The sequence below is a fragment of the Nitrosomonas sp. Is35 genome (genome assembly GCF_033063295.1).
Taxonomy (GTDB): Bacteria; Pseudomonadota; Gammaproteobacteria; order Burkholderiales; family Nitrosomonadaceae; genus Nitrosomonas.
Window position 1 is genome coordinate 2,458,715 of record NZ_JAWJZH010000001.1, and the last position, 13,817, is coordinate 2,472,531.

Annotated in this window: 9 protein-coding genes; 2 read left to right on the forward strand and 7 right to left on the reverse strand. The window is 48.4% G+C overall.

The window, feature by feature from the left end; all coding sequences use genetic code 11:
• The first annotated feature begins 30 nt into the window (after window positions 1-30).
• Together R2083_RS11655 and R2083_RS11660 are read left to right on the forward strand one after the other, a co-directional pair.
• Entirely contained in the window at window positions 31-2,940 is a 2,910-nt protein-coding gene (locus R2083_RS11655; RefSeq protein WP_317538548.1) for a patatin-like phospholipase family protein, read from the forward strand.
• Between the two features lie 231 nt (window positions 2,941-3,171).
• A complete protein-coding gene (locus tag R2083_RS11660) occupies window positions 3,172-3,633 on the forward strand; it encodes a hypothetical protein (protein ID WP_317531419.1) in 462 nt (153 codons plus the stop codon).
• Between the two features lie 117 nt (window positions 3,634-3,750).
• Here R2083_RS11660 and R2083_RS11665 read toward each other — a convergent pair whose 3' ends face one another.
• The 7 genes from R2083_RS11665 to R2083_RS11695 form a co-directional block, all read right to left on the reverse strand.
• The gene (locus R2083_RS11665) at window positions 3,751-4,227 is read right to left on the reverse strand and encodes a hotdog fold thioesterase (RefSeq protein ID WP_317538549.1); all 477 of its coding nucleotides are present in this window, start codon (window positions 4,225-4,227) and stop codon (window positions 3,751-3,753) included.
• 115 nt (window positions 4,228-4,342) lie between these two features.
• Entirely contained in the window at window positions 4,343-5,761 is a 1,419-nt protein-coding gene (locus R2083_RS11670; protein ID WP_317538550.1) for an HDOD domain-containing protein, read from the reverse strand.
• A gap of 332 nt (window positions 5,762-6,093) precedes the next feature.
• Window positions 6,094-7,521 carry an HDOD domain-containing protein gene (locus R2083_RS11675; RefSeq protein ID WP_317531422.1) on the reverse strand — a complete coding sequence of 476 codons (1,428 nt, stop codon included), beginning with the start codon at window positions 7,519-7,521 and terminating at the stop codon, window positions 6,094-6,096.
• Entirely contained in the window at window positions 7,518-9,158 is a 1,641-nt protein-coding gene (locus R2083_RS11680) for a putative bifunctional diguanylate cyclase/phosphodiesterase (protein ID WP_317531423.1), read from the reverse strand. The genes R2083_RS11675 and R2083_RS11680 overlap by 4 nt, the downstream gene beginning before the upstream one ends.
• A 404-nt stretch (window positions 9,159-9,562) precedes the next feature.
• Window positions 9,563-10,762, reverse strand: coding sequence for an acetyl-CoA C-acyltransferase (locus tag R2083_RS11685; protein WP_317538551.1), 1,200 nt, complete (start codon window positions 10,760-10,762; stop codon window positions 9,563-9,565).
• Between the two features lie 23 nt (window positions 10,763-10,785).
• Window positions 10,786-13,323: a 3-hydroxyacyl-CoA dehydrogenase/enoyl-CoA hydratase family protein gene (locus R2083_RS11690; protein ID WP_317538552.1), complete on the reverse strand. Its 2,538-nt coding sequence runs from the start codon at window positions 13,321-13,323 to the stop codon at window positions 10,786-10,788.
• Window positions 13,324-13,463: 140 nt separating this feature from the next.
• Window positions 13,464-13,817, reverse strand: coding sequence for an arsenate reductase family protein (locus R2083_RS11695; RefSeq protein ID WP_317538553.1), 354 nt, complete (start codon window positions 13,815-13,817; stop codon window positions 13,464-13,466).

Consider the following 13,817-nt stretch of genomic DNA (forward strand, 5'->3'; position numbering starts at 1 on the left):
ATTACGAATACTCAAAGGAGTATTGAAATCATGGCGACAAAATTTAAGGATGTACTGCAAGAAGAAAAAGACAAAATCGGTAAGAAAGAAAAGCTAATCGGATTGGCTTTTTCGGGCGGCGGGATACGCAGTGCAACTTTTAATTTAGGCGTCATACAGGCACTCGCCAAGAAAAAGCTTCTGCATAAATTTGATTACTTATCCACCGTATCCGGAGGCAGTTATATCGGATCGTGGTTGACATCATGGGCTTATCGTGAACAACAAAATGCTCCACAGTGGAGTGGAATCGAGAAAGTACAAAATAAGCTTAACGACAAAACCGACCTAAATCAGAATAAAGCTGAGCCTAGTGAAATATCGTGGTTGCGTCAGCACAGTAACTATCTGACTCCCCGGAAAGGTCTTCTTTCTCTCGATACGTTAACCGATCTGACCTATCATTTCAGAAACGTTTTTTTATCCAGCGTGGTTATCGGCTTGTTTGTCTTCGGTACAATGTCGCTTTTCTCAGGAATGATGCTTTTAATTGAAGAATACCAGCATCAATCAATTGCAGGAATTGAGCTCTCTCAAATAGCTCTTATTTTGGATTTAGCTTTTGGATTTTTTGCGACAGCAATAGTTTGGTTTCGCTTACCATTGGTGGCTGGCGTGCTCAAGAACCAACCGAATGAGACTCTCTCCGACAAGAAATTCACTGTAAAAATTATTGCAATTTTGGCAACTATCTTTTCAATATGCTTAGGTATGTGGGGAACTCAGATCACTGCAAATGCCCCTCTCCTCTGGGGGATAATCTTAAGCAGTACCTATGCTTGCGCAGCTTCGATTGGAATAGATTTTGCAAAACACTGCAAACAGAAAATTGATGCAAAAGTAAACTGGGTGTGGCTTCACTGGTGTGCAGTTCTAGGAGCGATACCGATACTCGCATTAGGATATGTCCTTCCTCACTTACCCGGCTGGATTCATGAGATTTTATTTGGTATCGGCATCGCGGAAAAACAAAGTCACTCGGTCTGGTTTTTAGCTGGAATTATATCCCCCATCGTCTGTTTATTATTGGCCTTAGCGATCTCAATTCATCTTGGGATTACTGGTAGAGCAATTTCCTCTGAAGCCTATTTCTGGGTTAGCCGCGTTGCAGCAAAAATGGCTCAATATTCACTAATTTTTGCACTCCCCGCAGTATTATTTCTTTTTTTCCCTCCTTTACTTGACTGGACAGAAGCTATATTTACGGTGGGAGGTATTTTTGCATTATTCGCAATAATTGTTCGATGGCTTGCAGCAAGCACGACAACAGGCTCGAATAAGAACAAGCAAGCTGATTGGAAAGAAAAATTGACTGAAGGTATAGTTTCTATCGCACCATTTATTCTGGTATTTGCTCTATTGGGATTTGTATCTTTGGGAGTGCGCACTGCCTTTGAAAACGATTCACCTCCCAAATCTTTTACTGAAAACCTAAAAAAATTTCAACTCACATGTCACGAAAATTCAACACCAGTCACAGAATTATTAGTCCATCAGTTATTAGTTCCTCAGGAAAATGCTAAAGCAATTACATTCAAAACTCTCAGAGATGGTCTTCAAGGATATTATTATTTTGAAACAGTAAATTGCATTCCATCTTTTAAAGATTATTTCCAATTGAATATTCTTGCCTTGAATTCCATAAGTTTATCTGCGCCTTTCGTATGGGGATTATTTGCAACTGCAATCGCGATATTCTTAGCACTACAAATTAATGCAAACCTATTTTCGATGCATACCTTCTATCGCAACCGCTTAACCAATGCCTATCTAGCTGCCAGCAACAAGACCGATACAAATGGCGCCTCCATCATCAGAGATGCCGATATTGGGGTTCATGCCACTGATGCGATTAACTTAAAAGATTTAATTGATATTAAGCCCTATCTTATTGTGAATACGACGCTAAATCTCGCCGGAGAAAATAATGATCTGGCTTGGCAAGATCGAAAAGCTGCATCTTTTATAATGTCTCCCCTCTACTGCGGTTACGCACTTGATGGCACGAGAAATCCATCGGAGGAATGCTTCCAAAAAACAGAATCTTATGCCTCTAAAAACAGGGCAGCTTATGAGGAAGAGAAAGAAAATCCACCCAATGAATATTTTCTTAAATTGGATTTGGCTATGACCATTTCAGGCGCAGCGAGCAGCCCATTGGGTGGTTTTCATACCAAGCCGGGGGTCTCGATGTTAATGGTCTTGGGAGGTGCTCGCCTTGGCTGGTGGTTATCTAATCCGCTTAAAGAAGAGTGGTGGCAAGGTCAGGATAAAAGATGGCAATTTTCTTCGGACACACCATTGTTAACCACACTTTACAAAGAAATGTCGAGCGATGCTAATGAAAAAGAAAAAAAGATCTACCTAAGCGATGGCGGACATTTTGAGAATCTCGGCATTTATGAATTGGTACGCCGCCGCTGTGCTTTAATTGTGGTCAGCGATGCCGGCGAAGATCACTTGTTTAATTTTGACGATCTGGCCAATGCGATCCATAAGATCCGGGTAGATTTTGGCGTGGAAATCGAGATCGATGTTTCTGAGCTTCGTCCGAAAAAAATACCTGGGGATGATGGCTCAGAAAAATTCTCGGCAAAAAGTAGATTCAGTTCCAAAAACTTTGTCATTGGAAAAATCAAATACGCCAGTAGCGCAAAAACAGAATTCAAGAATGAGAAAGACGGAATATTGATTTACATGAAATTATCGTTTCCGGTATCAGCGGAATCACGTGCAATTGATGTCTTAAATTATGCTGCACTGAACAACCAATTCCCGCACGAATCAACACTGGATCAATGGTTCAGCGAAGAGCAATTTGAAGCGTACCGGCAAATAGGTTACTTAATCGGAGAAGATGCTGCTCAACTTATCGATGCAAAATTAATCGAGATGACTTGATTGATCTATAGTGACTTGCAGTAACTCAGATTTGATCTCACAGTTACTCCCGACTTGAGGAATGACCGGATCAAATCTGAACTACCGTGAGTTGCTTAGAATCTGTTAACTTTAACCTTTCCGCGATCAGTACAATTTTCGCGGCGATCTGTGTATCATAAGCCCGAATACTTCCGGTCTTTGATGCATTCCGATTTTTTAACCGATAAACCAGATCAATAAGGAAAAACGATGGGCGCTATTTTCTTTTATATTTTTATCTATTTCATTGGATACTACGCTTCCAATGTGCTGAACATGCTAACGGTACGACCACTGGTCACCAACCGCTACATGGCAGCATTGGTGCCGGTTTACGGCTTTGCGTTTGGGCATGCCTACATGGTCGTCACCAAACCGCTGCCGGCAGGAGCGGACATCTCGATGGAATACGCGTTGCTGGTGTTCATCACGCTCCCAGTTGTGGTGGTAACCATGGGTGCGGCTTATTTCATGTGGAACAATAAAGGTAAAGAAGAACACGCAGACAATCAGTCCGCAGCCAATAACCAGGAATCTGCGGAAGCTGTTACCGCCGAGGCCGCTGGCGATAGTGGCGAACCAAGAACGGAAAATCCAGCCGGTACTGCCGGATCATCCGATACACCATCCGCGGCAGACAGCCCTAAGAACAAAGACAGCAAGGACGCTTAGGAACATTTACGCTGCACACATTGTTGTTACGTCTGCCATTAAAAAACCCTCATACTTGCAACTCCGGTGTGAGGGTTTTTTAATGCAACCGGTTACCGGTCGATCCGGCAAAACATTTTATGATTCCCTGTCGACGATCACATGTTCCTTCTGCGCGCTGAGTGTGCCTTGGTCAATAATCGCCAGCGTTAAACGCGAAATCGCCACGCGTTTGCCGGTGGATTCTTCGACAATATCCGTCTGCCAGACTTGGGTACGGCGGCCGGTGTGCAACGGTGTGCAAATGCCGATGACATGGCCTTTGGTCACGGCGCGAATGTGATTAATATTCAACTCCAGCCCGACCGCGCGATACTTTTCCGGATCGATAGTCATCCAGCCGGACACGCTGCCAAGCGTTTCCGATAGCACGCAACTGGCGCCGCCATGCAAAATCCCGAACGGTTGCGTGGTGCGTTTGTCGACCGGCATGCACCCTTTCAGAAAATCCGGTCCGAGCTCGGTGAATTGAATACCGATATGCTCGCCCATGTTGGCGTTGCGCAATCCTTCCAGATAATCGACGGTATAGTCTTTAAACCAAATAGCACTCATGAAACGTTTCCTTTGTATTGTTTTGGCAAAACCGGATTATAGTGCAAGGAAGATGACTGGCGTCACATCTATGACGATCGGCACAGCCTGGAACTGAGGCTCCGGCTGTATCCGTTCATTTCATCAGTGCTTTCATCAAATAATTTCTGAGCATGACCAGCGAAGAGAATTCCCGCGGCCTGATCACACGCGTTTGCCCGGTCCGCCAATCGGCGTATATTATGCCGATGGTGCTGTTATTGAAGACCAAGGGCAGCAAAATGAAAGAACGGGCATCCGGCAGCGTTTTTCTGAACCAAATGGGTATCGTGGTTTCCCTGCTTAATGCGACATCCTGAATAAATACATCGGCTTTCTGACGCAGCGCCAAGTGAAACACATCGGCAGCATATTTTCTGGAGAAATAGAGATCCGCCATTTTTTCCGGCCGCAGATTGCCAACATATAGTCCGGCTTTGAATTCTTCGTCATCGCGGAAAAAGGCGATCACCCGGTTAAACCCCATGCTGTCATGAAGCACCTCCAGAGTGATACTGAGAGCGCTTCTAAAATCGATCCCCCGGCCCAGCGCGATACTCAACTGCAGCAAACCGGCTGCAATCCGCTTGCGGGATCTGTTCCACTCGTCATTCATTATCTCCGTATCGGAATGCGCGGCGGACTTACCGGTTTTATTCTGTATCGATTCGATGGATCGCCAGATCACTTCATGCGGAATCAGGAGCGACTCGCTATGATGTGAAATGAAATTTTTCAGGATGTGCGGACTGATATTATTCGCTAATAATGCCGCCATTCTTTTCGAGAAACCGGCCATCGTTTTCACCCAACCGGTAGAGCCCAGTCCATCAGCCTTACTGAGCGAGGATAGATCGCTTACCGTGCTGGAAATTTTCGCTGGTAACTGCCAATCCTTGGCGATTTCATGCGATATTTCATCGATGGTCATACCGATCACTTCCAGTGCGGCACTGTCTTCACGGGTATGATCACCGCCGCAAACTTGCTGGATTCTTGCCCATTCCTCGGGAAAATAAAAAACCAGAATCAAGTGCCCAAGATGGTGCAATTGCGTGCAAACAATCGCCTCTTCACCGTTTGCGACGTTCGATTTCGATACGATGCTCTTGGCAATATCGCTCGCTAAGAATGCTTTCTCCAGCTCGGCATATACCGTGCTTGATGCTGCTTTTGCTGCCGATGGGGTATCGATGGTGCGAACATTGTGTGCAATGCTGGTAATCGTATCCAATCCGAGCACCGCGATGGCATGAGAAATGGTGGTAATTTCTTGATCAGCCTCGGCGTACATGCCCGAATTAACCAGTTTGATGATTTTCTGGGTTAAGGTGAAATCGCTTAAAATGGCATTGGCAATGTCGGCAATATTTCTCTCTTCTTCGTATATCAGTTGCCTAAGGCCCTGGATTGATTTCGACAGTGCCGGAAAATCCCCTTTTTCACTGATTCTTCTTTCGAGTAGTGCAAAAAAATTAGCTTTACTGAGCTCAAATGTTGAAGTTAATGTCGTCATGCTTTGTAATTTTTTTCAGAGATTTAGAATCTTCCGGTTCATCAAGCCCGCATTTACAGTCATTCCAGGAAAAATCCTACACTTCCCGCTGTAGAGTTCATCGAATGACCGGTTCAGGCTAAAATATTCGAAACCGCCGTGTTTACTAAATTAATTGCAATGCGGTGTTAACGAAATATAATCGTTTAACTTGAGCTTAAAAGCTGTTGATTTAGGAATTTTTATCAGAAAATACTGACAGTATGCTGCTTACAATTTTGACCGGTATGGATTTCTGGCAAGACTTTTCAGAAGGGGTAGGAAATAGCTTAGGAAGGAATACGATCGGACCGCTATTTTCTTTTTATCAAGGCTCTCATCAAGTAATCCCTCAGCACACCCATCGATGAGAGCTCGCTGGGTTCGATCCGACTGGTTGTTCCCGCGCACCAGTCCGCGTAGATCAAACCGATAGCTTTGCCATTGAAAACCAACGGCAACAGGATAAAGGCATCGACATCCGGCAAAGTTTCCCTTAACCATGCCGGTATACTGGAAGAGGATCGGGTGGAAGCAACATCCTGGATAAATACGTCCGCTTTATTGGCAAGGGACAGATGGAACACATCGGCTGCGTATGCTTCGGGAAAAATCAATCCGGGTAACACTTCCGGTACGCCACTGCCGAACCCGACTTTGGCTTTTAACATACCGGCATCGCGAAAGAAAGTAATCACACGGTTAAAACCCATGCTCACGTACAACGATTCAAGAGTCATGCTCAATACGACATTGAAGTCTGTTCCCTGCGCCAGCGCCATCTTGAGTTCACGAATACTGACAGCCAGACGTTCGCGCGAGTCATCGGGTTTACCAATGGATTTTCCGCTTTCCGGAATACCGGAAAATTCAGCAGCTGTCTGCTGCGCCAAATCGACCGATTCAGCGAGATCCTCGGTAGAAATCAGTAATGATTCGCTATAACGTGACACATACTGCTTTAAATCATCCTCGTTGCACTGATGCGCTAATAGCAATGCAACGCCACTGGCAAAATTGGCCATTACCTTAAGCCAATCGGACGAACCCGGTATGCTGATTTCCGTGAAGTTTGCCGAACTGATCATGCAGTGGGATATTTTCTTGGGCAGACACCAGTTCCTGGCAATTTCCTGAGAAATTTCATCAACGGATGCTCCGGTTACTTCCCGCGCCGCGTCGTTCTCGCTTATCACGTTACCCTGCGCGATTTCTTGAATCCTGGACCATTCATCAGGTAAATAAAATACCAGCATCAGACGGCCAAGATGATGCAGCAACGCGCATACGACTGCTTCTTCGCCGTTCACCATATTCATTTTAGTCACAACATTGCGGACAATATTTCCAGCCAATATCGCTTTTGCCAGTTCCCTGCGCGCTTCGTCCGATACCGGTGCGGAAGCGGAAAGCGTATCGATGAAACGGATACTGAGGGTAATATGCGCTATGGTATCGATGCCAAGTACGACCGCGGCTTGGGTGATGGTGGTAATTTCCCCGCCCATTCCGGAATACATGGCGGAGTTGGCCAAACGGATCACTTTCTGGGTCAAAGTGAAATCATTCAGAATCACACGGGCAATATCGGCGATATTTTTATTTTGATCGTGCATCAACTCATCTAGATGCTGCACGGATTTTGCAAAGGCAGGGAAATCACCTTTCTCGCTCATGCGCTTTGTCAACAAGGCAAAGAACCGATCTTTACTGTTTTCAAGCTCAGGAGCAGATTCCGTCATGCCATGTATTTCTCTTTAAATGCATCCGAGTGCACCGGCCTGCCGGTCAAATAGCCTTGCACCAGATTGCATCCCTCTTGCTTCAAGAAACCCAGTTGCGCATCATTTTCCACACCCTCGGCGACGACCAGCAGATTCAATCCTTCCGCCAGACTGAGAATTGTGCCGACAATCGCCATATCTTCCGCGCTGTTCACCACGTCATCCACAAACGACTTATCAATCTTCAACACGGATAGCGGAAATCTCTTCAAATAAGCCAATGAGGAATAACCGGTGCCGAAATCATCAATGGCGATTTTTACCCCCGCTGCATGCAGTTGCGTCAAAACCGCCCCGGAACGCTGCGGATTTTCCATCAATACACCTTCGGTGATTTCAAGCATCAGATTACCCGGCAATAACCCGGATTCATCTAATGCTTTATGGATCATATCGAGAAAATCCTCTTGCACAAATTGGCGCGGGGATACATTGACGGAGATATAAAAATCTTTAAGGCCAGCTACCTGCCATTGTTTAGCTTGATAGCACGCACTGCGCAAAGCCCATGCACCGAGAATTTTTATCAACCCGCTGTTTTCCGCCAAGGGAATAAATTTCATCGGTGAAACAAAGCCCCTGCTTGGATTCTGCCATCGCATCAACGCTTCCGCACCTTTCAATTGACCGGTTTGCGTACAAAATATCGGTTGATAGTGCAGCATGAACTCACCATTCTCGATCCCCTCGTACATGGCCGATTCCAGCGATAAATCGCTTCTTTCGGTATCATCAACCTGATCGCTATAAATTCTCCAGTAATTCTTACCTTGCGCTTTCGCTCTGTACATCGCCATTTCGGCATTCCGGTACAAGAGCGAAGCGTCTTGGCCATGTTCCGGATACATGGAAACACCCAGACTGGCACTGATATGCAGGGTATGTTCGCCAATGCGGAAAGACCGCTGCATCGCGGCTAAAATCTTCCTGGCAATCAATTCGATATTTTCCCGCCCCGCACTCAGCATGATCATGGAAAATTCATCATCACTGACACGCGCCACCGTATCGCTGCGCCGCACGCAATTTTGCAGCCGCTCCGCTACAGCTTTAATCAGCTCGTCACCGATACTGTGTCCCAGCAAATCGTTAATTTTTCTATAACCATCCAAACTCAGCACAATCAACGACAAGACATTCTTTTCCCGCTGCGCCGTTTGAATGTTCATGGCAATACGATCGTCGAGCAAGACTTTGCCCGGCAATCCGGTCAAGACATCGTGCGTGGAGAGGTAAACCAGGCGGCTTTCGCTATCCTTCCAGTGCGTAGCGTCAAATGCCGCGATAAGATATTTATCCTCCGGCAACGCATGCATGTAACAATCAACCCAAACCGGCAATACACGCTGCCGCAGAAGACGGCAGATGAAAGTTTGTTTCTCACCGCTCTGCTTGGCTTTTTCCCGCGCCTCGGCAAACAATGCCATATCTTCAGGTTGAATGAATAATTCAATAGATTCTTGCAATAACTCTGCCGGTAATTGCAAAAATGCCTGCGAAGGTTTGGATGCTTGTTCAATGACGCCGTGCGTATTTATGCACACCGCAAAGTCACTGACACAGGAAAGCAAATCGAAAGAGGCATGTGGATTCACTATAAAACAACCTCCAAATAGCGATAATCTGATTTAGTACGGAAACTATTGTGCAATCGTTCATCCATTGCAGACTGTTACAAAACGCATGCGTATCATCAAATTTTTCGGAATACCCATGCAGTGAACTGATTGTTACGGCTTACTAATGACTTACTTGAGGTTTCGCAGGAATGCGCAGAGGCTAATCGAGAAAAGAATGGATCGTGAAATAAGCAGAGCGATCTGCTTTAAGAAAAAAAACAGCGAGGATTACGCTGTTCCGGTTCCCTTGGGCTGAGAAAAAACCACTACCTGCTCTGGCATAGCAATTAGTGTGAACCGTTGCCGTTCCTTGCGCAGGTTTTTACGAAGATCGATCTATGCCATAAGCGATGATAAGCAGCTTTCTGTTATTTCCAGCATTAAAGCGCTTCAAACACACCGGCTGCGCCCATGCCACTGCCGATACACATGGTCACCATGCCATATTTCAGTTTATGGCGGCGCAATCCATGCAGCAAGGTTGCCACCCGGATAGAACCGGTTGCTCCAAGTGGATGGCCCAAGGCAATCGCTCCACCCAATGGATTCACTTTGCTGCGGTCCAGCCCCAGATCGTGAATCACGGCGAGGCTTTGTGCGGCAAACGCTTCATTCAATTCGATCCAATCCAGGTCGTCTTGTTTGATGCCAGTTTGCGCCAATACTTTGGGAATCGCTTTGATCGGCCCAACACCCATAATTTCAGGCGGCACACCAGCAACCGAGAAACCGATAAAGCGGCCGAGCGGCGATAGGTTGAAACGCTTCAATGCAGCTTCGCTCATCAGCACCACCGCACCCGCGCCATCAGACATTTGCGAACTATTGCCCGCAGTGACCGATCCTTTTGCCGCAAACACCGGTCTCAATTTCGCCAAAACCTCGGCATTAGTGTCGGCACGCGGCCCTTCGTCGGTATCCTTGACCGCAATCTCCTCATGCACGGTATGCGTAATCAAGTCCGGCCGTTTTTCATCGACGGTATAGGCTGCAATTTCATCTTTAAACTCACCCGTCGCGATTGCCTTTATCGCCCGCTGATGACTGGTCAGGGCAAATTCATCTTGATCCTCGCGCGAAACCTTCCATTGCTCCGCCACCTTCTCGGCGGTCATGCCCATGCCATAAGCAATCGCGACATTTTCCTCATGTTGGAACATCGCCGGATTCATGGAAACTTTGTTACCCATCATCGGCACCATGCTCATGCTCTCGGTACCGCCGGCGATCATCACATCGGCTTCGCCGAGACGGATGCGGTCCGCCGCCAGCGCAACCGATTGCAAGCCGGACGCGCAAAAACGATTCACTGTCATCCCCGCGACACTGTTCGGCAAACCGGCCAGTAACAGCGCCACGCGTGCGACATTGATGCCTTGCTCCGCTTCCGGCATGGCGCAACCGACGATGACATCGTCAATCGCGGCTGGATCGAGTCCTTCACACTGTTTCATCACCGCGTGCAGCACATGCACCAGCATGTCATCGGGACGCACATTCTTGAACATACCGCGCGGCGCTTTTCCAACCGGTGTACGTGCGGCAGCGACAATATAGGCTTCTTGCGTTTGCTTGGTCATAGGATTCTCCGTGAATCGTGAAATCAGTTTCTTAGCGGTTTGCCAGTTTTTAAGGTGTATTCAATGCGGGCCTGGGTTTTTTCCGTCGCCAGTAATTCCATAAAAGCTGCGCGCTCCAATTCCAGGAACCAGTCTTCGTCGACCAGACTGCCCGGCGTTAAATCGCCACCGCACATCACATGCGCCACTTTATTCGCAATCAGATTGTCATGCTCGGAAATGAAACCGCCTTCGCGCATGTTCACCAGTTGACTTTGAATCGTTGCGATACCGGTGTTACCCGCCACTGGAATTTCCCGCATGCGTAATGGCGGACGATAACCGGCTTCCGCTAACGCCAGCGCTTGCGCCTTGGCCACGTGCAGCAATTCGAAACGATGCATCACGACGGTATCGGCGCTGCGCAGGTAACCGAGCTCTTTCGCCTGCTCGGCGCTTTTCCCCAGTTCCGCCATCGCCACGGTTTGGAAATAATATTTCAATTGCGGAAAAGGATCGCCGTCTTTGGCGTTTTGCGCGGCCCGCATGGCAAACTCCTTACAGCCGCCGCCTGCCGGCAGCAATCCGACCCCGGTTTCCACCAGGCCGATATAACTTTCCAGCGTAGCCACAGCCCGGTCGCAGTGCATGACAAACTCGCACCCGCCGCCCAACGCCAGACCATCTACAGCGGCCACGGTCGGAATCATCGAATAGCGCAGCCTCTGCGACGTTTGCTGAAATTGCTTGATCATGCCTTCCACTTCGGCCAGTTTCTTGGCCATCAGCACATCGGCGAGATCCAATTCACGCGCCACATGCAAGACAGTCTCCTGGGTCGATTTGCGCAATTTCTTCAGGAACGACTGAAACGCTGTCGGCGGTTTTGGTGGTGCAGGCGGTTCCGCCGGTGCATTGCTATGTTGCGCGTCTAGCTTAGGTTTTTCGGTGGCTTTCTGCAAATTGGCACCGGCGGAAAACGGCGGTTCGGTTTGCCAGATGACCAAGGCGCGCCAGTTCTGCTCGGCTTCCTGGATCGCTTGCTGCACCCCTTCCAGCACATCGATACCGATCGTGTGCATCTTGCTTTTGAAACTCAGAATGGCAATTTTATCGCCGGTATGCCACAACCTGACCGCATCCGTTTCAAAGATGGTTTCCCCGTAGGCCGCCGGTTCGCCGATCAGCCGGTCAGGGTACAGCTGACGCTGGTACACCGGCAATGTTGAACGCAGTTGCGGCTTTCCGGAAGCCGGAGCAAACGAGCCTTGCGCGGAATGTACGCTTTGTGACTTACTTTCGGCGATTGCCGTGACCCATTGCGGCAACGGCGCCAGGCTCATACTTTTACCGGCGGCGATATCTTCCTGAATCCAATCAACAATCTGTTTCCATCCGGCGGCTTGCCAGATTTCAAAAGGCCCTTGATTCCAGCCGAATCCCCAGCGCACCGCCAGATCCAAGTCACGGGCATTATCGGCAATGGTTTCCAGCTGCACTGCGCAATAATGGAACAAATCGCGGAATATCGCCCATAAAAACTGCGCCTGCGGCTGATGACTATTGCGCAACGCGGCAAACTTCTCGGCCGGGCTGCTGTATTTCAACAAACGCTTCAGATCGTCGTCCACTTCCGCACCTGAAACCCGGTACGTCTGTGCTGCAAGATCAAATACATGGATTTCATTCTTGATTTTCTGATACACCCCGCGCTTCACTTTCTCACCCAGCGCACCGGCTTGAATCAAGCCTTGCAACCAATCCGGGGCCGCAAAATAGCGATGCCAGGGATCGTCCGGCAGCGTGTCGCGCATGGTATTGATAACATGAGCCAGCGTATCCAGACCCACCACATCGGCGGTGCGGAACGTCGCGCTTTTGGGACGGCCAATCAGCGCGCCGGTCAATGCGTCGACCAGATCGAAACCAAAATCGAACGAGCGGCCATGATGCATCGTCGCCAGCAACGAAAACACACCGATACGGTTGGCGATGAAATTCGGCGTATCCTTGGCGCGGATCACGCCCTTGCCCAAATTCGTAACGAGAAATTCTTCGAGATGATCCAGCATGGCCGCGTCGCTGACCTGACAAGGGATCAATTCGACCAGATGCATATAGCGCGGCGGATTGAAGAAATGGATGCCGCAGAATCGATGGCGCAACGTTTCCGGAAATGCTTCGGCCAACTGGTTGATCGATAAACCGGAAGTGTTACTGGCGAAAATCGTGTGTTCACCCAGATGGGGCGCCACTTTGACGTACAGATCGCGTTTCCAGTCCATGCGTTCGGCAATGGCTTCGATTACCAGATCGCAATCTTTCAGCAATTCAAGATGCTGCTCGTAATTCGCTGCTTGAATACAAGTCGCCTTGGTTTTGACCGAGAGCGGCGCGGGTTCTTGCTTTTTCAGCTTCTCCACGGCTTTGATTACGTTGGCGTTGGGATTACCGGCATCGCCCGGCAGCTCAAACAGCAATGTTTCGATATTGGCATTCACCAAATGCGCCGCAATCTGCGCCCCCATCACACCAGCCCCGAGTACCGCCGCTTTACGCACCAAAAAACGTTGCCCGCTCAATTTCGCCTCCTGCTTGATCCGGTTATGGAATAAGACACTGTTCGCATCGAACTGTGCTGCAAGAGTACAAGCATGAGACTCAAAGCGCAAGCTTGTTTGTTTACGCGGCTAAGCGGGAGCCCCAACTTTACTGAGGAGCATCAACCCCATACCGCCGAAAACTGTTCCGCATTGAAACCCACGGTAGCGCGTTTTCCGTCGGTGACCAGCGGGCGTTTGATCAAACGGCCATTGCCCGCAAGCAAAACTAATACTTCCGGCCCGGATAACGCAGGCAGCCGTTCCTTGATTTTCAATTCACGGTACTGCACGCCGCTGGTATTGAAAAGCTTGTTCAGTGGAACATTGGCGCGTTCGACAATCGCAGCGAGCTCTTCCGCGCCGGGTGGATTTTCGGTGATATCGATAAACTCATAAGCAATGCCCGTCTGCTGTAGAAATTGCTCCGCCTTACGGCACGTGCCGCACTGTTTATAGCCATAGAATTTAAGCAT

Bases quoted from the DNA above. Each gene is read 5' to 3' on its own strand.
- R2083_RS11655 (WP_317538548.1), top strand. From the start codon at position 31: ATGGCGACAAAATTTAAGGATGTACTGCAAGAAGAAAAAGACAAAATC.
- R2083_RS11685 (WP_317538551.1), bottom strand. From the start codon at position 10,762: ATGACCAAGCAAACGCAAGAAGCCTATATTGTCGCTGCCGCACGTACA.
- R2083_RS11660 (WP_317531419.1), top strand. From the start codon at position 3,172: ATGGGCGCTATTTTCTTTTATATTTTTATCTATTTCATTGGATACTAC.
- R2083_RS11665 (WP_317538549.1), bottom strand. From the start codon at position 4,227: ATGAGTGCTATTTGGTTTAAAGACTATACCGTCGATTATCTGGAAGGA.
- R2083_RS11675 (WP_317531422.1), bottom strand. From the start codon at position 7,521: ATGACGGAATCTGCTCCTGAGCTTGAAAACAGTAAAGATCGGTTCTTT.
- R2083_RS11695 (WP_317538553.1), bottom strand. From the start codon at position 13,817: ATGCTTAAATTCTATGGCTATAAACAGTGCGGCACGTGCCGTAAGGCG.
- R2083_RS11670 (WP_317538550.1), bottom strand. From the start codon at position 5,761: ATGACGACATTAACTTCAACATTTGAGCTCAGTAAAGCTAATTTTTTT.